General features: G+C 68.1%; 22 protein-coding genes. 12 read left to right on the top strand and 10 right to left on the bottom strand.

What is annotated here, in order from left to right; genetic code table 11:
* From VKA86_09685 to VKA86_09700, 4 genes are all read left to right on the top strand, one after another.
* A partial coding sequence (locus tag VKA86_09685) for a FlgD immunoglobulin-like domain containing protein (protein ID HKK71476.1) occupies window positions 1-398 on the top strand: 398 nt, incomplete at its 5' end.
* A 10-nt stretch (window positions 399-408) separates the two neighbouring features.
* On the top strand, window positions 409-972 hold the full coding sequence (locus tag VKA86_09690) for a sigma-70 family RNA polymerase sigma factor (GenBank protein ID HKK71477.1): 564 nt from the start codon (window positions 409-411) through the stop codon (window positions 970-972).
* Entirely contained in the window at window positions 969-1,451 is a 483-nt protein-coding gene (locus VKA86_09695) for a hypothetical protein (GenBank protein HKK71478.1), read from the top strand. The genes VKA86_09690 and VKA86_09695 overlap by 4 nt, the downstream gene beginning before the upstream one ends.
* Complete coding sequence (locus VKA86_09700; GenBank protein ID HKK71479.1) at window positions 1,444-4,203, top strand: tetratricopeptide repeat protein; 2,760 nt, start codon at window positions 1,444-1,446, stop codon at window positions 4,201-4,203. Before VKA86_09695 ends, VKA86_09700 begins: the two co-directional genes overlap by 8 nt.
* Here the strand turns inward: VKA86_09700 and VKA86_09705 are convergent.
* A complete protein-coding gene (locus VKA86_09705) occupies window positions 4,187-5,461 on the bottom strand; it encodes a S8 family serine peptidase (protein ID HKK71480.1) in 1,275 nt (424 codons plus the stop codon). The two genes, VKA86_09700 and VKA86_09705, sit on opposite strands and share 17 nt — an antisense overlap.
* 335 nt (window positions 5,462-5,796) lie before the next feature.
* Here VKA86_09705 and VKA86_09710 point away from each other — a divergent pair, with 335 nt between their 5' ends.
* Both VKA86_09710 and VKA86_09715 read left to right on the top strand, forming a co-directional pair.
* Window positions 5,797-6,453 carry a hypothetical protein gene (locus VKA86_09710; GenBank protein HKK71481.1) on the top strand — a complete coding sequence of 219 codons (657 nt, stop codon included), beginning with the start codon at window positions 5,797-5,799 and terminating at the stop codon, window positions 6,451-6,453.
* Window positions 6,454-6,497: 44 nt separating this feature from the next.
* Complete coding sequence (locus VKA86_09715) at window positions 6,498-7,109, top strand: hypothetical protein (GenBank protein ID HKK71482.1); 612 nt, start codon at window positions 6,498-6,500, stop codon at window positions 7,107-7,109.
* A gap of 455 nt (window positions 7,110-7,564) precedes the next feature.
* On the opposite strand, the gene VKA86_09720 is transcribed toward VKA86_09715, so the two are convergent.
* From VKA86_09720 to VKA86_09735, 4 genes are all read right to left on the bottom strand, one after another.
* Window positions 7,565-8,878 carry a hypothetical protein gene (locus VKA86_09720; GenBank protein HKK71483.1) on the bottom strand — a complete coding sequence of 438 codons (1,314 nt, stop codon included), beginning with the start codon at window positions 8,876-8,878 and terminating at the stop codon, window positions 7,565-7,567.
* 103 nt (window positions 8,879-8,981) lie between these two features.
* On the bottom strand, window positions 8,982-9,791 hold the full coding sequence (locus tag VKA86_09725; protein HKK71484.1) for an outer membrane lipoprotein-sorting protein: 810 nt from the start codon (window positions 9,789-9,791) through the stop codon (window positions 8,982-8,984).
* Between the two features lie 5 nt (window positions 9,792-9,796).
* Window positions 9,797-12,208, bottom strand: a complete 2,412-nt coding sequence (locus VKA86_09730) for an MMPL family transporter (GenBank protein HKK71485.1) — start codon at window positions 12,206-12,208, stop codon at window positions 9,797-9,799.
* A gap of 42 nt (window positions 12,209-12,250) precedes the next feature.
* A complete protein-coding gene (locus VKA86_09735) occupies window positions 12,251-12,496 on the bottom strand; it encodes a DUF2892 domain-containing protein (GenBank protein HKK71486.1) in 246 nt (81 codons plus the stop codon).
* Between the two features lie 226 nt (window positions 12,497-12,722).
* On the opposite strand from VKA86_09735, the gene VKA86_09740 reads away from it, so the two are divergent.
* The 3 genes from VKA86_09740 (at window position 12,723) to VKA86_09750 (ending at window position 14,451) form a co-directional block, all read left to right on the top strand.
* Window positions 12,723-13,049, top strand: a complete 327-nt coding sequence (locus VKA86_09740; protein HKK71487.1) for a metalloregulator ArsR/SmtB family transcription factor — start codon at window positions 12,723-12,725, stop codon at window positions 13,047-13,049.
* Window positions 13,039-13,506, top strand: a complete 468-nt coding sequence (locus VKA86_09745; protein HKK71488.1) for an isoprenylcysteine carboxylmethyltransferase family protein — start codon at window positions 13,039-13,041, stop codon at window positions 13,504-13,506. The genes VKA86_09740 and VKA86_09745 overlap by 11 nt, the downstream gene beginning before the upstream one ends.
* 147 nt (window positions 13,507-13,653) lie before the next feature.
* Window positions 13,654-14,451 carry an OB-fold nucleic acid binding domain-containing protein gene (locus VKA86_09750; protein HKK71489.1) on the top strand — a complete coding sequence of 266 codons (798 nt, stop codon included), beginning with the start codon at window positions 13,654-13,656 and terminating at the stop codon, window positions 14,449-14,451.
* Between the two features lie 123 nt (window positions 14,452-14,574).
* Here the strand turns inward: VKA86_09750 and VKA86_09755 are convergent, their stop codons facing one another.
* From VKA86_09755 to VKA86_09765, 3 genes are all read right to left on the bottom strand, one after another.
* Entirely contained in the window at window positions 14,575-17,130 is a 2,556-nt protein-coding gene (locus tag VKA86_09755) for a M14 metallopeptidase family protein (GenBank protein ID HKK71490.1), read from the bottom strand.
* Between the two features lie 34 nt (window positions 17,131-17,164).
* The gene (locus tag VKA86_09760) at window positions 17,165-19,144 is read right to left on the bottom strand and encodes an endonuclease/exonuclease/phosphatase family protein (protein HKK71491.1); all 1,980 of its coding nucleotides are present in this window, start codon (window positions 19,142-19,144) and stop codon (window positions 17,165-17,167) included.
* A gap of 121 nt (window positions 19,145-19,265) precedes the next feature.
* Window positions 19,266-20,237 carry a N(4)-(beta-N-acetylglucosaminyl)-L-asparaginase gene (locus tag VKA86_09765; protein ID HKK71492.1) on the bottom strand — a complete coding sequence of 324 codons (972 nt, stop codon included), beginning with the start codon at window positions 20,235-20,237 and terminating at the stop codon, window positions 19,266-19,268.
* Between the two features lie 307 nt (window positions 20,238-20,544).
* Here VKA86_09765 and VKA86_09770 point away from each other — a divergent pair, with 307 nt between their 5' ends.
* From VKA86_09770 to arsS, 3 genes are all read left to right on the top strand, one after another.
* Window positions 20,545-21,540 (top strand): hypothetical protein, encoded by a 996-nt coding sequence (locus VKA86_09770; GenBank protein HKK71493.1) that lies wholly within the window; start codon window positions 20,545-20,547, stop codon window positions 21,538-21,540.
* Window positions 21,541-21,611: 71 nt separating this feature from the next.
* On the top strand, window positions 21,612-21,947 hold the full coding sequence (locus VKA86_09775) for an arsenosugar biosynthesis-associated peroxidase-like protein (protein HKK71494.1): 336 nt from the start codon (window positions 21,612-21,614) through the stop codon (window positions 21,945-21,947).
* Between the two features lie 22 nt (window positions 21,948-21,969).
* Window positions 21,970-23,025, top strand: coding sequence for an arsenosugar biosynthesis radical SAM (seleno)protein ArsS (arsS, locus tag VKA86_09780; protein ID HKK71495.1), 1,056 nt, complete (start codon window positions 21,970-21,972; stop codon window positions 23,023-23,025).
* A gap of 15 nt (window positions 23,026-23,040) precedes the next feature.
* On the opposite strand, the gene VKA86_09785 is transcribed toward arsS, so the two are convergent.
* Window positions 23,041-24,153, bottom strand: coding sequence for an acyltransferase (locus VKA86_09785; GenBank protein ID HKK71496.1), 1,113 nt, complete (start codon window positions 24,151-24,153; stop codon window positions 23,041-23,043).
* 83 nt (window positions 24,154-24,236) lie between these two features.
* Window positions 24,237-25,504 (bottom strand): CocE/NonD family hydrolase (locus VKA86_09790; GenBank protein ID HKK71497.1); only part of this gene is annotated, 1,268 nt, incomplete at its 5' end.

Raw genomic sequence — 25,504 nt, forward strand, 5'->3', positions numbered from 1 at the left:
GCGACGGTGCGCCGGACCTCGCGATCCCCTACCAGGAGGGTGTGGCGTACGGCACGAACACCTGCCCGGCCACGGCCTGCGCCGTCAGTACCTCGGCCCCCTCCGCCACGCGCTCCGGACTCGAGCGCGTGGAGATCCACCCGAACCCGTTCAACCCACGCACGCAGGTTTCCTTCGATCTCGCGCGGAGCGCCGCGGTGTCGATCTCGATCCACGACGCCGCTGGACGCCGGGTGCGAACTCTGCTACCGGAGGCCACGTTCACCGCCGGACGTCACCAGGTCGTCTGGACCGGGCGCGACGACGAAGGTCGGCCCGTGGCTTCGGGCGTGTACCATTACCACGTCGCCGTCGACGGCGAGATCGCGGCCGCCGGTCGCGTGACGCTCGCGAAGTAGAGGACGTCGTGTGTTGAAGACGAAGGCCAGCCTGTCGCGCAGCGACACCGTCACCCTGGTCGACCTCTGTCGGCAGGGCGACGAGCACGCCTGGCGGGTCCTCGTCGAGCGCTACGAGAACCTGGTGTACTCCACGGCCCTCGGAACCGGGCTCGACCGCGAGGCGGCCTCGGAAGTGCACCAGCGGGTGTGGGTGGAACTGCACCGCTCGCTGCACCGGCTGCGCGACCCCCAGGCGTTGCCGAAGTGGTTGATCGTGACGGCCCGCCGCTTGTCATACGAACAATCCGTACGCTCGGCGAAGCAGGTCGTCGACCTGAGCGACGAGCTGGTCGATCCCAGCCCGTCGAGTGACACCTCGATCGAGAAACTGCAGGAGTCCCAGCTCGTCCATCAGGCCCTTCGCCGCATGCGAGGCCGCTGTCATCAGCTCCTGCAGATGCTGTTCTTCGAGGACCCTCGTCCCGCCTACCGCGACGTCGCCGACCGACTCGGCGTGGCCGTGGGCACCCTCGGATCCATGCGCTCCCGTTGCCTGGCCCGGCTGCGCGAACTGATGGAGGAATCGACATGAAGTCGAACGAACTGGAACACCTGCTGGAATGGATGGGCGACCGGAGATGGAGCACGCCAGCAGAAGACGCTCGACAGCGTGCGTGGAGGATCCCGGAGTCGCAGGACCCGGTGCCCGCCGTCTCGACCACCGCGCGGTCGGTACGTCCGTCCGACGTGCGTGCGGCCAGCACACTGCTCGACGAGGACCGTCGCCTGGTCAGTCACAGCGCCGAGCACGTCGACCTGTCGTTGCTGGTCGAACGACACTCCGATCGGCAGGGTCTGCTCAGCATCGAGGGCCGTGCCTGGCTCGCCGAGGGCCGTCCGACCACGACTGCGATCGAGGTCGTGTGGACGCACGAGGACCACGTGATCGACCACCGCCGGCTCACCGACGGTGCCTCGTTCCGTTTCGAGGGCGCCCCGGTCCGGGGCTGGACCCTGGAGATCCACGTCGCGGGCGAACCGACCGTCGTCCTGGAGGATCCCGGTGCCTGAGACCGGCCTCGACGTCGCGCGCCGCGCGCGGATCGAGGAGGCCGTGACCGGAGGTCCGGCCGAAGAGCTGTGGTCCGTCTGGACGACGGACGGCTCGGCCGACGAGGGCTTCGCTGCCGCTTATGCAGGTCTGATGACCTGGGCACGGATCGATCCGCCCGCGGCCCTGCGGGTCCTGCAGACGCTGCGGCGGCGCGGCATGCGGGGACTCGACGCGCCACGCCGGGCACGTCTGGTCCGTCTGCACGGTCACGTCCTGCGCGCCAACGGGCGGTTCCGCGAAGCCGCGGTGCAGTACGCCGACGCGGTGGATCGATTCGAAGCCGAGGGCGAGGACTCGGAGGTCCTCCGCACGGCCATCGGTCGCGTGGACGTCCTGGCGATGCTCGACGACTTCGACACGGCCCTGGAGCTGGCACGAAGCGCCCGGCGTGGCCTGGCCCGGCTCGAGACCGTGCTGACCGCCCGCCTCGACGTGAACGTCGGCGCTCTCCAGCACCGCATCGGACGCCCGAAACAGGCCATCGAGACCTACCACCGCGCCCGACGGGTCCTGAAGCGGGCCGGGCTCGACACCGACGTCGCGCTGGTGGACTTCGATCTCGGGCAGAGCCTGCTCGAACTCGGTCGCCTGGCCGAGGCCGAACGCAGCTTCCACCGGAGCCACGACGTGTTCGAGGCTCGGGGCTTCACGGCCCAGGCCCTCCGCGCACGTTTCGGCCGGGCCACGAGCCGGATCCAGCGCGGCCACTGGGACGAGGGCTTCGACGCGCTGCAGGAGATCCACACGGCCCTCGAGGCGCTGGGCGACGAGCAGGCCGTCGCCGCACTCCGCTGGGAACTGAGTCGCGTGTGGGGCGCCTTCGGCGACCTGGACCGCGCCCTCGAGGAAGCCGGCGGCGCCAAGGAGGTCTACGAGCGTCTGGGGATCGGGCGCGACGCCGCCCACGTCGCCCGGTGGAGTGCCCGCTGGTTGCGCGACCTGGGTCGTCTCTCCGATGCCAGGGTTCGCCTCGAGCGCGTCCGGGAACACTTCGAGTCGATCGGCGACCGTGACACCCTGCGCCGGATCGACGTGGACCTCGCCGGGATCCTCGTCGCCGAGGAACGCGACGACGAAGCCCGTACGCTGCTGACCGGTCTGCAACCCGCTCTCGATCGCTCGGATGCCTCCACCGCACTGCGCTGCCGTGTCCTGCTCGCCGGGATCGACGAACGGCAGGGGCGTCACGCCAGCGCTCTGCGCCGGGCCCGCCGCGCGCGGGACGACGCCCGTGGCCCGCTGGGCCGACTCGAACGGCCCGGGATCGCGCTCGTCCTGGCCCGCGCCGAGGCCGGGCTGGAACACTCCGGCCCCGCCTGCCGCTGGGCGAAGCGCGCGGCCCGCGACCTCGAGGACCTGGCCGGCGCGACCGACGACGAGGCCCTGCGCCGCACGCTCTGGACCCGCCGCGCCGACGTCGTCCGTGACGCGGTCGACGTCGTCCTCACCCACGGTGGACGCCGCGCCGACCGCGACGCCCTGGACATGCTGATCCGCGCTCGCTCGCGCGAGGTGATCGAGGCCCTGTTGGCCGAGATGCCCGCGATGTCACGGGAAGCGCGGGCTCGGATCGCGCTGTTGCGCCAGGAACTCCTCGACGCCGAGGACGGACCGCAGGGCGACGTCCGCACCCGCACCATCGCGCGCGACGTACAACGCCTCGACCAGGACGTCCACCGCCGTCTCCGGCGACGCTTCGCGGTCGTCCGGCAGACCAGCGAGAGCGCGCGACTGTCGAACTGGTCGTCGCGTGTCCGCGGACAATCGGTCGTCGTGTTCGAACGCATCGGCCACCGCTGGTGCGCCTTCGTGATCGAAGACGGACGCGTCCATCGGACCGACCTCGACCTCGACGTCGATCGTCTGCGGTCCCTGTGGCGTCCTCTCCAACTGCTCTTCGAGGCTGCTTCGGGAATGCCGACCGCGCGGCGGCGCCGCTTCCTGGACCGGACACGGAACGAAGCCACCGAACGCCTGACCGCGTTGGGGGAGGCCATGTGGACACCGCTGGCGATCGAACACGACCGTGTGCACGTGATCCTGCCCGCGGAGCTGCACGACGTTCCGGTCGAGGCTGCCGGCGAGCTCGTGCACGGCGAGCGAACGCTCGTGACGTCACGATGGCCCCACCCCGCCCTGATCCGGACCGACCGGCCCCGGCGGCGAGGCACGGCGGTCCTGTTGCACGACGGAACCGCGGGGCGGCGCAACGAGGTCGACGAGATCGCCCGGTCGCTCATGCCGCTGGGGACACCGGTGATCCGCGGCACCGAACGCGCCCGTCTGGACGAGGCCGAGGCCATCGGCCTGTTCCACGTGGCGGCGCACGGTGCGGTCTCGCGTGGTCACTGGATCGGAACGGGGATCCTGCTCGGCGACGGCTGGCTCGGGCTGGAGGAAATCGCCGGGGACCGCCGCTATCGCGATGCCACCCTCTTCTTCGCGAGCTGTGCGTCAGGACAGCAGTCGCTGAGGCCCCAGGGTCGCTTCGACGGGTGGGTCTCGGCCGGGCTGGGCAGTGGAGCCCGCGAGATCGTGTTGGCGCTGTGGAAGATCGACGACCGCGTGTCGACGGAGTTCACGCGGTCGTTCTACCGGACCTGGTCCGAGGGAGTGCTGGCCGCCGATGCCGCCAGCCGCACACGCCGTGAAGCGATCGTGGAGCGACGCCATCCCTACGGCTGGGCCACCTTCACCGTCGTTGGTTGAGCTCGACCCGCGGGCGACCGACCGGAGACCGCAACGCCTCCAACAGATCCACGCCGCCGTGCTCGACCGAGCCGTCCGGATCGACCGCGACCGCCGTCCGCAGCAAGCGGGCCTCTGCCGCCGCGAGCACGTCGACACCGAGCTTCGAGCCGACGATCGCCATGGCGCCGGTGACGACCGCAGCCGACATCGACGACCCACTCGCGGTGGCCCAGCTACCACCCGGATACACGCTGAGCACCTCGGTACCCGGCGCGGCCAGGGCGATGCCCGCTCCCCGGGCCGAGAACTCGGCCAGCACGGTCATGTCCGCCACGGTGGCGCCGGTCCCCATCACCCCTGGGTAGGCCGCAGGGTACGTGGCCTGGGCCCCGGTGTTCCCACCGGAGGCGACCACCACGATCCCCTGCGCACGGGCGCGATCGATGAGCGCCGACACCACGTTGGACTCTTCGCCGATGGACAGACTGAGGTTGATCACGTCGACGTCGGCATGGATCGCGGCGCGCAGGCCGAGGGCCAGTTCGTAGGCCGTGCCGACGCCGTCGTCGGACAGGATCCGGAACGGAACCAGGGTCGCCCCCGGCGCGACCGTCGCCACGATCCCCGCCACGTGCGAACCGTGACCGTAGGCCTCGTCCACGAAGCCGTCCCCGTCGTCGTCGATGCCGTCGGCGGTCTCCTGGACCGGCCCCAGCGAGGGCACGTCGACGAGTTCGAGCCGGCCCTGCAGATAGGGATGCACCGTGTCGACACCGGTGTCGAGGATCGCGACGCGGATCCCCGAGCCGTCCGCCTCGCGGTGGACCTCGGCCAGACGCAGCGGCCGGAACTCGGGTCGCAGGTCGAGATCGGTCGTCTCGACGTCGCCCTCGAAGAAAGCCATGGTCAGGTCGGAGGGCTCCCCGAGCACGACACCATGATTCGACTGCACGGCAACGATGCGTGGGTCGAGCTCCAGCTCGGTCAGGTCGATCGGGAGGTTCTCGAGACGCGCGAGATTCGACGAGATCGCGGTGACCAGGTGTTCGAGCCCGAGGTCGCGAAGAATCTCGACCGGATCGGCCGCGGCGTCCGCGCCCCCCAGCAGTACGATCGTTCCCTCGTTCGACTCCGGACCGCTGTTGCCTGCACGCTCGAACGCGTGCGCACCGGGATCGACCGGCGAATCGGCGCGGAACCGATCCGAGCCGGACTCACAACCGACCGCCACCAGGATCACGGCAGCGGAGACCACGACGAGCAGGCAGCGTTGCATGGGCGAACTCCGGCGGTTGTCGAAGAAGGAGGATCAAGTCGCCGAAAAACGGTCGTACGGGGCGACCGCGCGGTCGAGCGGAGTGTACCACGCCGTGCGGCTCTCGTGAAACCCGCGGCGGGCGGCGTCACCCTGTCTCGTGTCCTCTTGTGTCCCATGATGCCGGCGTGCTACTGTTTCGGGTTGTACGGTTCGCGGTTCTTCCTCGCGCCTCCGACCGCCACCCTCCGTACCCGTGCTCCCCAGTCATCGCGCCCTGCGGAACCACCAACGACGCCGTGATCGCTCACGGAGCGTTCCGGCGCGCATTTGCCTCTGGGGAGGGGATCATCACGATGAGATCGATTGCAACCGTCGTCCTCGTCCTGACCGCGACGATACTGGCCAGCCCGGCCGGAGCCGTCGTGATCGGAGACTACGTGGGATACGGCTACGAGACCGGCGGCTTCCTGCCGAGCGATGCCGGCGACGAACTCGTCTTCACCGCCGTGGCCACCGCCGTCGACCCCGTCACGGGCGCCGACCTCGGAATCCAGGAAATGACCTTCTACGGCTACGGACTGGTCAGTGACGGGCAGACCGTGGACACCAACGGAAACACCACCGTCACCTACACGGGCGGCAAGCTCGAGATCTACCTCGACGGTTCCCAGAACGCCGACTGGGGCACCAACCCGCCGAACGCCACGTCGCCGGCCACCTTCAGCGACGGCGCCCTCCTCTTCGAGGGGAACTTCACCAGCTTCGTCATCATCATCCAGGCCGACGGGGCGGGGGCCTACGAAGGCAACCTCGACGGCGTCGCCGGCACCTTGCTCGACAGCACGTGCAGCGACTGCGGATACACCTGGGGCGGCGCCTGGACCGCCGACGCCGGAGCCCAGATCATCGAGGGTTACGACCTGCAGATCGACGGCAAGTTCGACCTGCTCGAGGCCGTCCCGTCCGAGACCGACAGCTGGGGTGGCGTGAAGTCCACCTTCCAGCGGTGAACCCACGGCGAAACGATCCGACGCAACGAGAGGAGATGATGATCGTGCGCAACAAGACATGGATCGCGATTCTCGCCGTGGCCGTCCTCCTGGGACCCACCGCGAGCTCCGCGCAGCAGTTGTTCGATTTCGACGGGCAGGCCAATCTGCCCACCTCCGTCGGGGGTACGCTGAGCATGGTGGCCGTCGTGCTCGACGGCTCCCCGGCCCTCGAGACCCCGCTCCCGCTCGACTTCGCGAACTTCGAGTACACCATCGTGGTCGACGGGGTGATCCTCGACTCGGAGTCCGGAGGCGACCAGTTCTACTCGGGCGGCACCATCACGCTGTACGAGGACGACGCCACGCCGGCCGACTACGCGAACCCGGCCACCTTCTCCGACGGCACGGCGCTGCTCAGCGGCTCCTTCACGGTGCTCAACCGCACGACGCTGCTGTCGTTGGTGCAGGCCAACGGCTCGGTCGACTGGACCGGTGGGAGCCGGATCGGCGATCTGGCCCCGGCCGATCGCACGGACTGGGGATTCTTCGTGTCCGTGTCGGCAGCCGAGGCCATGGCCGGATACGACGAGAACTGGGACGGCAAGGTCGAGCCCCGCGAGCCCGTGGTGTCGACGGAGCTGCAGTCCTTCGGAGGGCTGAAGGCCGCCTGGTGATCTCCGCCACTACCGCGCCCACCGGCGGCCGATGACCGCTACGGCCGCCGGACGTCCCTGGCAGCCGGCCCCGTCGAGGGCCGGCTGCATTTTTTTCGCATTCGGGTGCATCAGATCCGCCCGCCGCCCCACCTCTCCCCGGAACCACCGGGCGAGCCGCCGCCTCGAGTTCGATCCGACCCGACCTCGGGCCGGTGCGGACGCCCGGACTCCGTGTCACCGGATCGGTGTGTGCTCGGCGCGATCGTTCACACCGACCGCTCGGGATTCCTGGGGACAGGGCGCGAGATCCCGGAGTGGTCGTGCGTGGTGTGTCCGTTCAGTGCGGGGCCCACCCGGTCCGGTGGCCAATCCTCTGGCCGGCCCCCGACGGCCACGGTGCACCGCCACCGACGACGATGCCCGGAGCCGTACGGCCCCGGGCGTTCTCGTGCTTCGGATGTCCGGCGTCCCGATCAGAACCCGTAGCGGATCCGCGCGTAGACGTTGTCGTTGTCGTCGTTCATGCCGAACAGGGTGCGCTGGTCCTCCCCGGTGAACCAGTTGGTGCCGACGGTCAGCGTGAGCGAGTCGCTGTAGTCGTAGTCGACCGAGGCCCGCAGGTAGCTGTCCTCGTCGCTCGGGCTGTAGAACCCGAAGAATCCCAGCGTGAGCGTCTGGTACATGAACTGCTGGCGAAGCCGCAGCGTGAGCAGCGTCCGGTTCTCCTCCTTGAGGAAGAGCGCGTACTCGGCGTCGGCGCGGTCCATGCCGCCGGCCACGAACTGGTCGACCGCCGCCGCCCGGGCGTCGACGGCCGCGTCGTGGTCCTGCATGCCCTCCCAGTAGAACTGCATGCCGCCGGTGAAGTCCGACCACCACTGCCGCTCGAAGCCAACCATGGCGCGGTACTCCGAGTTCGGGACGAACGGATCGTCGCCGTCGGAGTCGTCGCTCGAGTCGTAGTAGCCACCCTCGGCCCAGGCCACACCCCCGAAGAGAGGGCCGCGAGCGCTGGCGCCGAGGGAGTTCAGCTCCGGATGATAGAATTCAGACAGTTCGCCCTGCGTCGTGGCCGGACGAAAGCCCTGCGGACCCTTCCAGAATCCAGTGTAGCCGTAGAGTGCGTAGTTCCAGCTACCCACGTAGCGATTCAGCCGCACCGCTGCCTCACCGTTCCCGAACTCCTCGTCGGGAGTCACGAAGCGGCCCTGTGCCGGTGCGAAGAAGGTCAGTCGCTCGCCCACCGGCAACACGTCGGGTGCGAACTGCGGCGTCAGCACCAGGTCGACGTTGAACGGCAGCACACTGAACAGCTTCAACCGGAGCACGTCACTGGGAGACTTCAGATACTCGTCGTCGCGCCCGACGAAGAAGCTCACGTAGTCCTTGGGGAACAGATCGTTGATGAAGAGCAGGTCGCCCGTGCCCCAGGTGGTGGGCTGCCGTCCGGCGCGGACCTCCAGGTTGTTGTCGAAGGCGTTGAACTTCACGTAACCCTCGCGAACGATCACCTCGGTCTCGTCCTGACGGACCTCGTCGGCAAGGATGTCCACGCGGAAGTGTGCCTCGCCGACGTCTCCGTAGAGATCGCTCTTCAGCTGCAGGCGGAGCTCCCGCATGATGTAGTCGGGCAGGTTCCCTCCCGCCGGACTCGGCACGTCGCCGTCGACGACGTTGGCGCCCGTCGCGTACTCCACGAATCCGTAGAGCTCGGCCTGACCGTGGGCCGGCGCGGCCGGGCCGAGGAAGAGCGCGACGGTGGCCACCGCGATGGTGATGGTCTTCATGGTCGATCCTTCTCGGTTCGCTGTCTCGGAGCGTGGTCGGAGGAGGCGGAGCCCCGTCGCGCACGGGGCCCCACGGTGAACGGCGGGAACGGGGGTCCGGGAACTACTGGATGTACTTGCGCGGCGGGCTCTTCAGATAGCGCTCGCTGAAGATGTCCTCTTCCACGCCCGTGTCGTAGTCGATCTCGCTGAACTCGATCACGGTCGAGTTGTCCTTCCGCGGGGTGGTCATGGTACGCACGGTCGCGGTCGCGTAGCCGTCGGCGACCTCGATCTCGCCCACCTCGAACACCTTCAACAGCTCGCCGCGACGATCGTAGTACTCCTCGCGGACCACGAGCATCGACTCCTTGTCGATCCAACTGATCTTCTTCTCGAAGTAGTCGTCCTCCTTGGGCACGCTCTCGATCTTCCAGGTCCCCCAGTCCTGGTAGGTCTCCTCGCCCACCAGGGTGTGGGTGTCCTCGTTCCAGTGACGACCGCTGACGTCCTCGTAGGCGAAGTCGCTACCGACGAAGCTGCTCTCCTTGTCGTTGGCCGAGATCGGCTTCACCAGATCGAGCGAGGGCAGGTAGATCCAGCGGCTGTCGTCGCCGTCGGGATCCTTCCAGGCCATGAACGTGGTTCGACGCACGTCGTTCGGTTCGAAGAAGTAGACGTAGTAACGCTGCTCGCCGCCGTCCTCCCAGTCGCGACGCAGGATCACGAAGTTCCGCTCACGGGTGCGGCCCCGCTTGTCGGTGATGGTCATGGCCACGCGGGCCGACCCGTCGTCGCCGGGGTAGTACATGTTCAGGTGGGCTTCCTTCATCAGCTCGGTGGCGTCCTGCGCCTGGGCCGGGCCGGTGGTGATCACGAGAGCCACGGTGGCCATCGCGAGGAAGAGGAAACCGAAGAGAGTCTTACTGCGCATCGTCGTTACCTCCTGATCGCAGCGGAGAGATCGGGCTCTGGACCGTCGTTGGTGGCCGCCGAGGGCTTGCTGATCACGTCCCGCGGGAAGAAGCTCAGCACGGCGGGCAGGATCAGGAAGGTCGCACCTCCACTGATCAGCATGATCCCGAAGAAGAAGGCACCCACGGTGACGTAGGGCACCAGACTGGCGAAGAACATCGGCACGAACCCCAGGGCGATGACCACGACGTTGCGCGCCAGGGCCTGGGCCGGTTCGTGGAAGAAAACCTCCATGGTCCGCTGGAAGTCGCGACCGTGACGCACGTGCAGGTCGCGCGTGCGCTGGATGAAGTGGATCGCGAAGTCCACCGACAGACCGAGCGACAGTGAGCTGAGCACCGCCACCGGCATGTCGTAGAAGCGGCCGGACAGACCCACGTAGCCGTAGGTGATGAGGATGGTGGCGGTCAGCGGCACCATGGCCAGCAGGCCCAGGCGCAGCGACCGGAAGAGCAGGACCATCATGACGAGCACGGTCACGTAGGAGCCGGCCAGGGCCTTGCCCATGCCGCTCACCATGAGTTCCTGCCACTTCACGTTGATGTAGCTCAGGCCACCCCAGTCGACCTCGAGGCCCTCGGGCGGCGGGTTCTGGCCGATCCAGTCCTGTGCGGCGTCCACGACGCCCGCCACCTGCTGGTTGTCGCCCTGGCGCATCTGCACCCAGATGTTGATTGCATCGCGATTCGGTGTGATGAACTTGAAGAGGTCGTCGGGCGAACCGCCGCTCATCTCGTACAGGAAGAGGTACTGCGCCAGCTTCTGGCGGTTGTCGCCGAGAGCGTAGCTACCCTCCTCACGCGACAGCAGTTCGTACTGGACCTTCTTGAGGACGTCCACCACGGAGCTCGCCGCGCCGACGTTCTCCTGCTCGATGAGATGGTCCTGTAGACGCTCGGCCCAACGCATCCACTCGGGCTGGAGGAAGGCACCCTCTTCCTCCTCTTCGCCACTCAGCTCGAGGTAGGCGAGGTAGGTCCCCGACAGGTGCTCGTTCATCACGCGATCGGCCACGCGCAGACGGTGGTCCTCCTTGAACCAGTTCACCGGGTTGTCGTTCACGACGATCTGGGTCACACCGAAGATCGACACCCCGATGATCACGACCAGGGTCGCGATGAGAGGAACACGATAGCGGGTCGAGAACCGGTAGATCGTGTGCAGGTGACTCTCGGGTGCTCCGGCGCCTTCGTCGGCCTTGCCGAAGCCCTGGATGACCTCGATCGGCACCAGCTTCACGTAGGCCGGGATGAAGACCATCGACAGCAACCACGCCGCGAAAACACCGAAGGCCACGAAGATTCCGAAGACCTGCACCGGCGGGATCGGGGTCGCGACGAGCGCACCGAAACCGACGACCGTGGTCAGCGACGTGAAGGCCATGGGCATGAAGAGCTCGCCCACGGTGTCCTCGAGCGTACGATCCAGGTCACCGCCGCGGCTGTGGAACTTGGCGTGGATCGAGCTGAGGATGTGGATGCTGTTCAGCACCGCGATCGGAATCAGGAAGATAGGGATCATCGAGCTCATGATGTGCACGGTGTTCCCGGTCGCGATCAGCAGACCCATGGTCCAGATCACGCTGATCATGGCGATGATCATGGGTGCGGCGACGATCCGCGGACTGCGGAAGAAGAACAACAGGAGCAGGAAGATCAACAGGAAGGCCGCCGGGGCGCTCACGGCCATTTGCTCGAACATGGCCGCGCCGAAGGTGTCCTGCGCCACGGGCTGCCCGGCCACGTGGTACTCCTCGCCGAGGTCCTCCTCGAAGCCGGCGATGATCTCCTGGATCTGCGCGTCCACGTCGGCCGCGACGTCCTTGCTCGTCAGGGGCACGAAGATCGCCAGGGCCTTGCCGTCTGCACTGGCCAGCTTGCCGCGCAGGATCGGATTCTGCTCGATCTGGGCCAGGATCCGGTCGGCCTCCTCCTGCGATTCGGGCGGGGACTCCATAAGCGTCTGCACGCGGATGCCGCCACCCGGCTCGGGCATGATGTCGTCGACCTCGCTCGGCGCCAGCACGTCGTCGACGATCACGCCTCCCTCGGTGACGTTCCCGTCCTCGTCGTACTCCGGCTGCATGTCGTACAGAGCCTCGGTGATCTCGTAGGCCCGTTCGAGGATCGCCGGAGTGAAGACGGTCTCGTCGTGCACGATGCCCACCACGAGGAAGTCGTTCAGGCCGAAGGTTTCCTTGATCGCGGTGTGCTCCACGCGCACCGGCTCGTCGGCCGGGAGCATGTTCTCGGGGTCGGTGTCGATGCGGTCGACGATCTTCAGCATCGGCACGATCGCGGCCACGGTCAGCAACGCGATGATCGTCATCACGATCCGCGGATGCTGCACCGAGGGCTTCAGGAAAAGCGACTTCATGTCTGCGGACTCCTCTTCGCGTTCGCGTGCGATCGGGTCGGGTCAGCTGCGCTCGGCTTCGGTGGCGGTGGCGATCTTGTTGGCCGGGTCGAAACGGGCCAGGATCGCCGAGAGCGGGCAGAAGTTGGTGAAGCTGAACTGGAGAAGGTTCAGACCGACGAAGGCGGCGAGCGCCAGCCAGCGGATGTCGACGGTCCAGGCCAGCACGACGGACGTCAGGACGAAGGTCCCCGCCACCCGGCGGATCCAGCGGTCGGTGAAGGTGTTGGAAACGCAGGACTGGCTCACGATTCATCCCTCCTGGGGCTTCCGGGTCCCGATCCGCTCTCTCTCGGCGCGATCGGGAAGCCTTGTCGGCGCCCGGAGTTTGTGCTTACTTGACGATGAAGTTGATCACTGGTCGATTGCATCGACATGGAGTTATATAGCGATGGAGTTCGGGGAACGCAAGGGACCGAAACGACCCCCGGCCAGTGATGGCGGTAACGCTATGGAAGACAAGAGTTTGAGGCTCGTGGCGGAGCGATTCCGGGTGATGGGCGACCCGCTGCGTCTGCGGCTGCTGCACATCATCAAAGAGGGCGAACGCTCCGTGGGATCGCTCGTGGAGACCACCGGCGCCAGCCAGGCGAACGTGAGCAAGCACCTGCAGATCCTGCGTCGGGCAGGTCTGGTCGAGCGGCGGAAGGACGGCCTGATGGCCTACTACAGCATCGCCGACCCCTCGATCTTCCACCTCTGCGACCTCGTGTGCGGACGGCTCACCGAGCAGTTCCAGCAGGACCTGAGCGCGATCGGCCAGCTCCACCCGGAGAGCCCCACGGGTTCGGATGCCCACTGAGCCGCCACCGACCCGCCGAACGGACCGTCGGATCGTCACGGCACAGGCGCTGCTCGGCATTGCGCTCGCCCTGTCCTTCCTGCGTTCCGATGCGGCCTCGGGCCCGCCCTGGACGTGGTTGGCCCTGGTGCTCGCGGGCGTGGCCGCCTGGGTCGGTGTTTCGGCCCTGGTGATCCTTCGACCGGTGTTCCGGATCGCGCCCACGCCGCGCCGTGACGGCGTGCTGGTCACCCACGGCATCTATCGCTGGCTCCGGCATCCCATGTACACCGCCGTGCTCCTCACGCTGGCCGCCGTCGCGCTGTACCGTCCGGGTCCGTGGGTGCTCGCCGTCGCCGGCGTCAATATCGTCTTCTACTTGACCAAATCCCGGTACGAGGAGGGCCTGCTCCGGGCCCACTATCCGGGCTACGAGGATTACCGGCGCCGGACCCTGGGCGTGCTGCCCGGCTGGTAGCGCCGACGGCGCACGCGATCCGAGATCACAGTTTGGGCCATTGTGAGCGGGACCGAAGTGGTCCATGTTCACCATTCGTGATGGCCGTCGTCCGGCGGCGTATCCCCCCGACGCATCGTATCTCCCCCTGCCGAGGAGTCGTCCGCCATGCGCGCTCCGATGCCTTTGATCACCCTCGTGGCCGCCGTCGCACTCGTCGCCGGCTGCGGGAACCAGGAGTCCACCCACGACCAGGCGTCGCAGCAGGCCGCCACCGCGACCCAGCCGGCCGGCGCGATCACCGGCGAAGTGGTCGAGTCCATGAACTCCGGTGGCTATACCTACGCTCGTGTCGAGAGCGACGGGAAGAGCGTCTGGGCCGCGGGCCCGGAGACGACGCTCGACACCGGCACCGAGGTCACCTTCAGCACCAAGATGCCCATGCAGGGCTTCCACAGCGAGACGCTCGACCGCACCTTCGACACCCTGTACTTCGTCGGCGGGTTCGAGGCGCCCGGCGCGGACAGTGGCGACCCCCACGGCGGAATGGGCATGATGCAGGCCATGACCGGCGAGTCGGACGGCTCCCAGCACGGTGCGACGCCCGAGGCCGGAGTGGCGCCGGGTGCCGTGACCAAGGCCGCCGGCGGCCACACCGTGGCCGAGCTCTACGCCGGCTGCGGCGACATGGTCGGCGAATCGGTCACCGTGCGCGGCAAGGTCGTGAAGTTCAACGGCGGGATCATGGGCCGCAACTGGGTCCACGTGCAGGACGGGAGCGGTGACCCCGCCGCGAAGACGCACGACCTGCTGATCACCACCGATGCGGCCTGCGAAGAGGGTGACGTGATCACCGCGACGGGCAAGGTCACCGTCGACAAGGACTTCGGCGCCGGCTACTCGTACGAGCTGCTGCTCGAGGAAGCCTCGATCGAGGTCGAGCCCGCCACCACCACGGGCCGCTGATCCGATCGTCCGGGGAGCCCGTCGTCACGGCGGGCTCCCGGGCCGTCCTTCCGCTCTGCGCCGGGCCCGACCGAGCAGCACCGTCTCGGCCCCACGCCGTGACCGGTCCTCACCGCACCGTCATCAGCGCAGGAGCGCGTTCAGCAGGAGCTTGAACGTCCCATCGGTCTGCGCGCGACGCTGCGGGCTGAAACCGAACAGCACGACACGGCCCTCACCGACCGGGACCTCGAGCAACGCCGGACGACCGGCCAGGTGCTCGGCACCGGTCAGGAAACCGGCCACCCGGACGTCGTCGGCCGCATAGTGCGCCACGACGGCGGTCGGCCGCGGCCAGGCCTGCGGCCGGTAGGCGTAGCCGTTGGCGAAGTACAGGCTCGTCGTCGCCGGCATGCCGGCGGCCAGGGGATGAGCCGTGTCGAGCTCACCGCGCACGAGCGTGCCCGGCGCGTAGAAGTCGTCGCGATCCATGCCGTCGAGCTCCACCCGCACCGGCAGACCGAGCTTCTCGACGACCCACGGAGTCGAGTGGTTCAACGCGATCAGCGTTCCGCCCGCCTCGACGAAGGCTCGCAGAGCCATACCGGCGTCCGTGCCACCCAGGCCACGTCTGTGGCGTTCGGGCCACAGCGCGTCGGCCACCCGCCCCTCCCCGGCACTCTGCCGGCCGTTCTCGAGTTCGCGCGACCGCACCGAGGGAAGGAGCACGACATCGGTCGTCCGGCGCAGCCGCCGCCCGTCGTCGGCACCCCGCAGGTCGGGCTCGCCCGGCCGGATCCTCCGGTACTCCACGCGATGACGATCGAGGACGAGACGGGTCCAACCCTCGTCCTTGTTCCCGCCCCACGGGGCGAACAAGGCCAACCGCGGGGCGGTGACCGGTTCGGGGTCGGCCGCGACCGGCACGTCGACGGGTTCGACGTCGCGCGCAACGCCGTCGAGCGAGCGATCGACGTCCTCGACCAGGTAGTGGAGCCGCCCGTCGTGCTCGAAGCGTTCGACCGTCTTGCCGGCACCCAGCGCGGCGTGGACGAGCGCATGACTGGCCAGATCGGTGGCCGGAACGACGAGGTCTCCGCGCGGAGGTTCGACCCGCTCCACCCGAGCGGGATCGACCGGCGACAGGTCGAGCGCATCGAGCGCGTCGCGGTCGTGCACCTCGAGCACACGCACTCCCAGCAGTTCGCTCAGCCTCCAGGCCGTCACGTCGTAGGGACGGATCACCGACCCATCGGACTGCTCGATCATCGGGTAGTCCGTGTCACCGAGCATCTCCAGCACGAAGGGCCGGAAAGGCTGGTCGGTCCGGATCACCCACGCTCCCGCGTCGACGAGGTGGTCCCCGAACCGGAGGTCGGAGTCGGCGCGGTGCAACTCGACGCCCCCGGAGTGCAGGATCTCCATCATGCGATCGTCGCTGCCACCGTCGACCTGATCGCGGGGCACGACGAAGGCGTACGGGGCCTCGTTCCGTCCCGCTGCGATCGCGTCACGGTTCATGCGCCAGAAGTTGAAGAGGAGGTCTTCCCTGCGGTCGGCAGCCCAGCGCAGGAAACCCCACGTGAGATCGACCTTCAGCGAGACGATGTCGTCGAGACGCCACCACCCGCCGGGCCAGGGCTCGAGGAAGTTCGTACGTCGCTCGTACTCGGGGAGCCCACGCCCCCACGCCTGCACACTTCCGGGCGGGAAGTACAACGGCGTGGCGAGACGGGCGCTCGCCACCTCGCTGAGAATCCCGAGCATGTTGTGCCAGAAGCCGGTCGAACGCACCGATCCCGGCCACTCGGCCGTGAAGATCGTCTGCGTCGCGATGCCGGTCCATCCCTCGGCGGTCAGATCGCTCACGACCTGCTGCCCCGCGGCGGCCAACTGGCTGTAGACCAGCGGATGGACGCTCGGCGACAGGGGATCGTCGAAGGGCGGCAGGAACAGACGCGGCCCTCCGCTTCCCATCTGGTGCTCGTCGACGATCATCTGCGGCAACCAGTCGTGGTAGAGCACCTGCGACCACATCGAGGTCTCGACCAGGTTGTTGAAGAAGCCGTCGCGGTTGTTGTCGTGTCCCGCGTAGGGGTGGTACAGCTCGAGCGGACGCGTCCCCTCGGCCTCGGTGCCCACCGTTTCCATGTACCACTCGTTCACCAGGTCGAGCCCGTCGGGGTTCATGCTGGGCACGATCAGGATCATGAGGTTCTCGCGGATCCGGCGCGTCACGGCGTCGTCGCGGGTCGCCAGCCGATGCACGATCCGCAGTCCGGCCTGACTCGACCCGACCTCCACCGAGTGCACGCCCAGGGAGAAGGCGACGGTCGCCCGTCCGTTCGCCGCCAGCGCGCGGGCTTCGGCCTCGGTGGTCGCGCGGGCATCGTACAGGGCACGATTCTGCGCCCGCACCGCGTCGGTGCTCCGCAGCGCCCCGGCGTCGGCCACCTTCACGAGCAGGAAGGGACGGCCCTCGGTCGACGTGCCGAGTTCCACGACATCGACGCGATCGCTGGTCCGGCCCACCTCTTCGTAGTAGGCGACCATGCGATCCCAGGTGAACAGGTGGCGGTCCTCACCGACCGGGCGCCCGAGGAATTCCTCGGGCGAGGGAACGGAGGCATGGGCGGCGAGGGGGGCGAGCAGACAGAGCGCGGCGGCTGCGAACAGCCGCCGCGAACGGGACGCGAGCATCGAGGCGAGAACCTCCGGACGTCGAGTGCGGGGGTCAGCGGACGAGAACGGCGCGGCGCACCTGGTTCCCGTCGGCAGTGCGCAACCGGAACAGGTAGACTCCGCTCGCAGCGGCACGGCCGCCGTCGTCGGTGCCGTCCCAGACCGGGGCGTGCCGGCCAGCGTCGAGGCGGCCCTCGATCAGCGTGCGCACACGTCGACCACGCACGTCGAGCACCTCGAGCGTCACCGTCCCCGCCCGCGCGAGGTCGAAACGGACCTCGGTACGCGGATTGAACGGCGAGGGCACCGGCGGGTGAAGGGTCGTGGCTGCAACCACGGGAGGAGCACTGGTGGCCCCGCCGGCAACCGTGGCCTGAAGCGTGACCACGAGAGTGGCCCGGGGACTCGCGCCCTGCACGAGGAAATCGTCCTGCGTGGTCAGGGTGACCGTCGCCTCGATCGTGGTGCCCGCGTCGAGACCGTTCAGGTCGACTTCGACACGTCGGTCGAGCGGCGTGTCGCGCACGAAGTAGGCCGCCGGGTCGAGCAGCGAGAAGCGCGCGGCGTCGGTTCCACCGATCTGGGTGCCCGAGACGTACACACCCGCCTGGACGGAGTCGGCTCCGACGTTGGCCACGGTGTAGCTCATCTCCTCCGTCGTGGCCTCGGCGTCGCTCAGGGCGATCGTCGTCGACTCGACCACACTCGTGTCGCCGAGCGACGGGACCGCCGGCCGCACCACCGCGCCCTCGAAGGGAACCAGGACGTCGCTGCGACCCGGATCGTCGGTCGTGAGCTGCAGTCCACCGGTGAAGACGCGCGGCGTCGCCGTGTCGACGGCCACGTTCACGTTGGCGATCTCGCCGGCTTCGAGCTCGCCCGCAGTGTCACCACCCAGGAGGACGCCGGGCTCGGTGGCCACGACCTCGAAGTCGAGCTCGTCGACCGGGGCCAGTGCCGTGTTGCGGAGCTGGAAGGACTCGATCACGGACTCGCCCTCGAGGACCGGCCCGATCGCGAACACCTCGGGCAGGAACTGCAATTGGGCGGGTTCCTGGAGTTCCAGCACGACCGGCAGGTGGTCGCTGGCCGCGAAGAGGTTGTTCGCAAGGTCCTGTCCTACCGCGGCGTTGGTCGGCGCCGCATTGATCGAACTGTTGAAGTGCTGACCGTCCTGGCCGAAGGCATCGTAGGTCCCCGCCAGGAAGTCCCAGCCCTCGGTGTCCTGCAGATCGGCGTCGACCAGGATGAAGTCGAAGCGGCTGTCCATGCCGCCGGTCGCACCACCGTCGGACTGGGTCACGCTGCGCGTCGACTGCGTGTGCACCGCGGCGAAGACCGCGTTGTTGTTCCACGAGCCGGCCTCGTCGATCGGATCGTACAGCTGCGCCGGCTCGATCGGGTTGCCGGTGAGGGCACCCCAGGCGGGCTCGCTCGAGGTGTACAGGTTGAAGTCACCCATGACCATCACGGGCTGTCCCGCGTCCCACCGCAGGATCATGTCGTCGCGGATCGCGCGGGCGGCGATGCGCCGCTGTTCGACGTTGTCCGACCCCTGGCTCGCCTTCAGGTGCGTGGAGTAGATCACGAAGCCCGTCGAGGTGACGGCGGACGTCGCCGACCGCAGCCGCCACCAGTCGGTCTCGCGCGGGAAGGTGTTCACCTCGCCGAACTCGATCTCGACGAACTCGCCCGTCCGGAAGTACAGGGCGTTGTCGCTGTCGTTGCCGTTGGTGAAGGTCGCCTGCGTCCACTGGCCGGGTTCGATCACGTCGAACACGTTGGTCTTCATGGTCGCCGCCCCCGCACTGTTCTGGATCTCCTGCATGACCACGATGTCGGGATCGACGGCCGAGATCACGGCGCGGAGGTCGTCGTCGCGGGAGGGCCCCGAGGCGCCGGGGTAGTTGAGCACGTTCCAGCTCATGATCTTGACCGCCGAGGCCGGTGCGGCCACCAGGAGCAGGGCGACCACCAGCAGGAGGCGAAGAGCGGGAACGTCGACGCGCGAGAGCACACGAGCGGGAGACATGATTTCGTTTCCTCGCGGGGTTCGGGAGCAGGGCACGGATGCTTGATCCACGACGAAGGGGCGGTGACCGTCCTGGTCCCGCCACGGGGAGTCTACCACGGCCGGCGCGGCATCGGGAGAGTCACTCCTCCATCCGATACAGATAGGCGCAGTCCTCCAATCGCGCCCCCTCGGCGTCGGCGACGGCGAAACGGGCGCCGCTCCACATCGAGACCCCCGCGTATTCGCCCTTCGGGTTCACCAGGTAGAACTTCAGGCCGAAGGCCGGGCGGCCCTCGGCGTCGCGCAGCCGCGGCTCGCACTTCTCGGCGACCCTCTCGAGCACGGCCATCCCGGCCTCGAGCGGGTTCATCCCCTGGCGCATGAACTCCACGGCCAGGTGGCTCGAGAGCCGCTGGAGGTTCTCTTCGCCACGGCCGGTGCTGCCCGCCGCGCCGACCTCGTTGTCCACGTACAGGCCCGCACCCAGGATCGGCGAGTCGCCCACACGACCGGGAATCTTGAAGGCCAGGCCGCTCGTCGTGGTCACACCCGCCAGGTCGCCGTCGGGCGTGACCACGTTGCAGTTGATGGTGCCGTAGACGCGGTCGCCGAAGGGATCGAGGATCGAGCGCCGGTGGCGGCCCGTTCGGCCCGCGTCGCTGCGTTGCAGACCGTCCTCGTAGATCTCCGGGCCGATCCAGTCGTCGTCGTCGCTCAGGCTCTCCTTCCAGTCGAGCCAGATCCTGCGCGCCTCGTCGGTGAGCAGATCCTCTTCTTCGAACCCGTGCGCCCGGGCGAAGCGCCGCGCCCCCTCACCCACGAGCAGGACGTGATCGGTGCGGAAGGCCACCAGACGCGCCACGCGGCTCGGGTGGATGATGTTCTGCAGGGCGGCCACGGCACCGCCGCGGCCCGTGGGGCCGTGCATGCAGCAGGAGTCGAGTTCGACGACTCCGTCCTCGTTCGGCAGCCCGCCGTAGCCCACCGTGAGGTCCTCGGGGTCCTCCTCGACCAGGTTCACCCCGGCGATCACGGCGTCGAGGGGGTCGCGACCCTCCCGGACGGCCCGGACCGCGGTGTCGACCGCACGCAGACCGTTCGCGCTGCTCACCGCCACCGGCGGCACGCCGCGCGGCGCGGGGGCGGATCGAGCGACGCTCGGGAGCCCGGACGCGAGGGAGGCGGCGCCGAGGCCGAGAGCGGCACCGAGGAAACCACGCCGACCGAGGCGCGGAGCGTGAGCGGAGTCGTCGGAAGCTGGCATGGGAAACGTCCCGGGCTCGGAGGATCGGATGGGTTCATCCTAGGCCATGGCCGTCGATCCGGGCTAGTCTCCGTCGATCCGTGCAACGGATCACGCACTTCCTGCGTCCTGTGTGTCGGAGACCCGATCCGATCCCACTGCTCCGGGGGCCACCATGCGTCGCGCCGCAAAGATCACGCTCGGAATCCTCTTCGCACCCGTCGGGCTGGTCGTCCTGGGGCTCCTGGCCTTCGGAGCCCTGCGGGCGGCCGGTGTCCCGGATCCCGACGTGGGGGCCGAACGCCTCGAGCAGCCCCTGCCCGAGACGACCCGCACCACGCTCGAGAGCCGGACCGAGGACCGCGCGCCGATCGAGACACCCGAGACGGACGACGCCATCCGCGTCGAGCTGGATCTCGTCGAAGGAATGTTCAGGGTCGAGCCCCACGACGGCGAGGACATCGAGGTCGATGCCCGCTACGACCGCGCCTCGTACGCGCTCGAGCGCGACTACGGACTCGACGGCGAGGTGCCGGTGTTCCGACTGTTGTTCCGTTCGAAGGTCCACTGGCTGCGACGCATCGCCCAGGACGGCGGCATCGACGATGGGGACTTCGGCGCCAACGAGATCACCGTGTACCTGCCCCGTGGCGTCCCGATCGATCTCCGGGCGAAGATCTCGCGCTCGGAGACGGAGTTCGTCCTCGACGGACTGACCCTCACGAATCTGGTCACGGACATGGGCATGGGCCAGTACACGGTGGAGTGTGGCGAGCCGAACCCCGTGGTCATGCGGAACGCGGTGTTCGACGTCGGGATGGGCGAAGCCACCCTGCGGGGGCTGTCGAACCTGCGTCCGCGACGCATCGAGGTGAAGGGCGGAATGGGCGAGATCGAGGTCGACATGGGCACCTCACTGCGGATCGACACCGAGCTCCACGCCTCGATGCGGATGGGCGAGCTGCGTCTGGAACTGCCCGACGACGCGCTCCTGGACATCGACAGCGAATTCGGGGCGACGCTCGGCGAGGTCGACGACCGTGGAGTCCGCAACCGCCGGATCGAGGACCCGGAGCGAGCCCATCACTTCCGGGTGACGGGCTCGGTGTTCATGGGCGCGCTCGTGGTGGACCAGTTCCGCGCCCGCGGCGCGCACGACGACCTCCGCTGAGGGTTGACCCCCGGACGGCACTCGTCGCATGGTTCCGACCCCCGAGACACGAGCCAGGAGAACCCGACTCGATGAGCGATACCTACTACGCGCCCAAGGATCTGCCGAAGTTCGAGGAGATGGGCGAGGACGCCCCCGAGCTCTGGCGGAAGTTCAGCCAGTGGTACGGAGCCGTGTTCGAGGAGGGAGCACTGACCGCGCGTGAGAAGTCCCTCATCGCCCTGGCCGTCGCCCACGCCGTGCAGTGCCCCTACTGCATCGACGCCTACACGCAGGACAGCCTCGAGAAGGGCAGCAATCTCGAGCAGATGACCGAAGCCGTCCACGTGGCCGCGGCGATCCGGGGCGGCGCCTCGCTCGTCCATGGTGTCCAGATGCGCAACGTGCACGACCAGCTTTCCATGTGACCACCCCCGCCCCCGGATTCCCATGAGCACCCAGAGCCTTCTGCGGCGCGAGCACCCGCTCGCGTCGCCCTCCGCCCAGGTCGAACGCCTGCGCGGCCTCGGCGACCGCTACGACTTCGCCCGCCCCCTCGCCGAGGCCGGCCTCTGGCCGCTGCGCGCGGTCGGGATCGACACCCTGCAGATCAACGTGGGAAAGCTGTGCAACCAGTCCTGCAGCCACTGCCACGTCGACGCCGGACCCGACCGGCGCGAGACCATGTCCGACGACGTGCTCGAGGCCTGCATGTCGCTGCTGATCGACGGAGGCATCCGGGCGCTCGACATCACCGGCGGCGCGCCCGAGCTGTACCCGCGCTTCCGCGAGCTGGTGACCCGTGCCGCCGAGGCCGGCAAGCACGTCATGCACCGCTGCAACCTGACGGCGATCCTGTTGCCACGGTACGCGGACATTCCCGAGTTGCTGGCCGAGCACGACGTCGAGATCATCGCGTCGCTGCCCTACTACCTGCCCAAGCAGACCGACCGTCAGCGCGGCGACGGCGTCTTCGACAAGTCGATCGTCGCCCTGCGCCGTCTGAACGAGCTGGGCTACGGGACCGGCGGAACCCGACGACTGAGTCTCGTGACGAACCCCGTCGGCGCCTTCCTCCCGGGCGACCAGGGCGCACTCGCCCGCGACTGGAAGCGCGAGCTGGACCGCCGATACGGAGTGACCTTCGACGACCTGTTCACCATCACGAACATGCCGATCAGCCGGTACCTGGAATTCCTCGACGACTCCGGCAATCTCGAGCGCTACATGCAGAAGTTGCGCGGGGCGTTCAATCCCGTGGCGGCCCAGGGGGTCATGTGCCGGTCGCTGATCTCGATCGGGTACGAGGGCACGATCTACGACTGCGACTTCAACCAGATGCTCGAGATCCCGGCCGGGACCGAGCGCGGCGACGCACCGAACATCGCCGACGCGTCGGCGGCGGAGCTGGTCGATCTGCTGGCGCGGCGGACGATCCGAACGGCGCCGCACTGTTTCGGGTGCACGGCGGGCGCGGGTTCGAGCTGCGGAGGAGCGACGGCCTGAGGGGCGGACCTGCGCTCAGGGCACCCGACTTTCCGATCGCGAGCCCACAGCTCCGTGACCGGCCGGGGGCGCCGATGGTCGGCGGTCGGCTCCCCGGAGTCCGAGGAAGGGCACCCGAAGCCACGACGACCGCCGGAGCACGACTTCGACCACGATCCCGAAGAGCAACGCGATTCCGACGACCCCTAGGATGTACAGGTGCGGTGAAGTGATGCCCGCGGCATCGACGATCCGTCGACCGACCGCCGTGCCGAAGCCCTGATACAGGTAGATCGCATACGCGTGCGACCCCACGCGGTGGACACCCGGAATCGCGACCCGATGCCTCAACAACAACGAGGCCGATCCGATGGCGATCGCCAGTCCCACGTAGGATCTCCTCGTCGTGTCGAATCCGGCGTCGGTGAACCATGCCCACTGTTGAAGTGCGAGGCCGACTCCGAAGAGAACCAACAGTGCTGGTGTCGGCAGCCACTTGGAGAACCAGGCAGACCTGGCAGAGAACGCGTAACCGACGAGGAAGAACGGCAGGAGATAGGTAACCGTACCCAGGGAGAACAGGCTCAGGTCCAGGTCGAGGCGATCGTAGTAGAGAAACGCCAGGACGGAGAACCCGGCAACGGTCAGGAAGACCGCGTCCCGCTGCAGCCAACCGTAGCGGTCGAGAACCGCGACGAGGACGAAGATGATCGCGACGACCTGCAGGAACCAGAAGTGCTCGTAGGGAAAGAAGACGACGCGCCAGATACCACTGAGCACCTCTGGCTGGTTCACACCCGGCATGACGGCAGAGAAGAAGTACTCCAGTCCCGAGACCACGATCAACGGCAGAACCAATCGACGCGCCTTGCCCCGGAGGAAGCCCGCGAGCTTCCCGGGCCGGACAGGACGAAGTCCGTAGAGATATCCCGATATCGCAGTGAACAAGGGCATGCGAATCGCCTTGAACGAGTTGTTCAGGTATTCGTACAGGTCGTCGGCCGGATCCATCTCCGGATCGTTGACGACATGAGCCGCAACGACCAGGAAGATCGCGAACGCACGCAGAGTCTCGATGCCCTCGTCCTTCGTCTTGAGGCCCAGAGGACCCCTGACGGCGGACTCACCAGCGTCTGTTCGCGTCGTCATCGTGTCGGAACCCATCATGTGAGGAAGATAGGGCGAATCCCGCAATCCATCCGTCCGTGCACGAAAGTGGGCCGTCCCTGGATTCAGGGACCGCGATCGAGCACTCCCACGCGCAAGGCCGTCGGCGTGTCCGCCCCGAAGTATACCCGATGCGTCGCCTTCACGAAGTCCTCGTCCTCGGCGCGATGGATGTTCTCGACCCAGCTCTGCGGATTGCGGTCGAAGAAGGGGAACATCGAGCTCTGCACCTGCACCACGATCCGGTGGCCGCGTTCGAAGGTGTGCAGGACGTCCTGCAGTGGGACCTCGACGCGGGTGACCTCGCCCGGTACGAAGGGCTCGGGATCGGTGTAGGAGTGGCGGTAGCGGCCGCGGAAGATCTCGCTGCGCACCAGTTCGAGGCGACCACCCGGGCCCTCCTCCTCGTCCTCGACCTCGCCGGGGAACTCGTCGATCAGCTTCACCACCCAGTCGGCGTCCTCGCCGGTGGTGCTCACGAACAGCTCGGCCGTGATCGGACCGGCGAGGGTGACGTCCTCCTCCAACACCCCGCTCCGCCAGGTCACCACGTCGGGACGGCGCGCAGCGAAGCGCTGGTCCTCGGTCATGTAGTCGCGCGCCCACCGGGTGGTGATCTCCTGGGTGTAGGGCACGGGATGCGCGGGATCGCTGACGTACTCCTCGTAGCCGTCGGCTTCGATCCCGGCGAAGGACAACGTGCCGTCCGGTCCCACGAACAGCCGATCGCCGGTGATCGCGGGGGGCCACTGCTCGAACCGTCGCCAACGATCGGCGCCGGTCTCGAAGACCAGGGCCTCGGGCAGGCCCGGTTCGGGCCCGTCCTTCAGGTGGTGCAGGAAGAAGGGGAACTCGACGTGTTCGCGGTACCAGGCGCTGGTGTCGAAGCCGAACCAGGCCTCGCCCATCCGCTCGCCCGATCGACGCGCCCACTGTCCGTGCGACCACGGACCCATGACCACGCGGACGTCGGCGCTCGGATTCTCGGCGTTCGCCACCCGGTAGACGTTCCACGGCCCGTAGAGGTCCTCGGCGTCGTACAGTCCCCCGACGACCAGCACGTTCGTGTCGATGTCGCGCAGGTGCGGCAGCAGGTTCCGGCTCTGCCAGAACTCGTCGTAGGTCGGATGCTCGGCGAAGGCGTTCCAGAAGGGGATCTCACCGTCGAAGTGACGCTCGTTCACGTTGCTCACGGCACCGAGCTCGAGGAAGAACCGGTAGCCGTCGTCGGTCTCGTGGTCGAACCAGGGTTCGCCCTTCTCGGCCGGGGCCTCGCGCGGAACCCCGAAACTGCTGAAGAAATTGAAGGCGAGGTTCAGGCCGAAGGCACCGT

This window comes from Candidatus Krumholzibacteriia bacterium (assembly GCA_035268685.1).
In the GTDB taxonomy this organism is placed as follows: domain Bacteria; phylum Krumholzibacteriota; class Krumholzibacteriia; order JAJRXK01; family JAJRXK01; genus JAJRXK01.

Excerpts from the sequence above, each read along its gene's own strand:
- VKA86_09695 (HKK71478.1), top strand. The coding sequence starts at position 969 with ATGAAGTCGAACGAACTGGAACACCTGCTGGAATGGATGGGCGACCGG.
- VKA86_09705 (HKK71480.1), bottom strand. The coding sequence starts at position 5,461 with ATGCAACGCTGCCTGCTCGTCGTGGTCTCCGCTGCCGTGATCCTGGTG.
- VKA86_09710 (HKK71481.1), top strand. The coding sequence starts at position 5,797 with ATGAGATCGATTGCAACCGTCGTCCTCGTCCTGACCGCGACGATACTG.
- VKA86_09720 (HKK71483.1), bottom strand. The coding sequence starts at position 8,878 with ATGAAGACCATCACCATCGCGGTGGCCACCGTCGCGCTCTTCCTCGGC.
- VKA86_09725 (HKK71484.1), bottom strand. The coding sequence starts at position 9,791 with ATGCGCAGTAAGACTCTCTTCGGTTTCCTCTTCCTCGCGATGGCCACC.
- VKA86_09730 (HKK71485.1), bottom strand. The coding sequence starts at position 12,208 with ATGAAGTCGCTTTTCCTGAAGCCCTCGGTGCAGCATCCGCGGATCGTG.
- VKA86_09745 (HKK71488.1), top strand. The coding sequence starts at position 13,039 with ATGCCCACTGAGCCGCCACCGACCCGCCGAACGGACCGTCGGATCGTC.
- VKA86_09750 (HKK71489.1), top strand. The coding sequence starts at position 13,654 with ATGCGCGCTCCGATGCCTTTGATCACCCTCGTGGCCGCCGTCGCACTC.
- VKA86_09755 (HKK71490.1), bottom strand. The coding sequence starts at position 17,130 with ATGCTCGCGTCCCGTTCGCGGCGGCTGTTCGCAGCCGCCGCGCTCTGT.
- VKA86_09760 (HKK71491.1), bottom strand. The coding sequence starts at position 19,144 with ATGTCTCCCGCTCGTGTGCTCTCGCGCGTCGACGTTCCCGCTCTTCGC.
- VKA86_09770 (HKK71493.1), top strand. The coding sequence starts at position 20,545 with ATGCGTCGCGCCGCAAAGATCACGCTCGGAATCCTCTTCGCACCCGTC.
- VKA86_09775 (HKK71494.1), top strand. The coding sequence starts at position 21,612 with ATGAGCGATACCTACTACGCGCCCAAGGATCTGCCGAAGTTCGAGGAG.
- arsS (HKK71495.1), top strand. The coding sequence starts at position 21,970 with ATGAGCACCCAGAGCCTTCTGCGGCGCGAGCACCCGCTCGCGTCGCCC.
- VKA86_09785 (HKK71496.1), bottom strand. The coding sequence starts at position 24,153 with ATGACGACGCGAACAGACGCTGGTGAGTCCGCCGTCAGGGGTCCTCTG.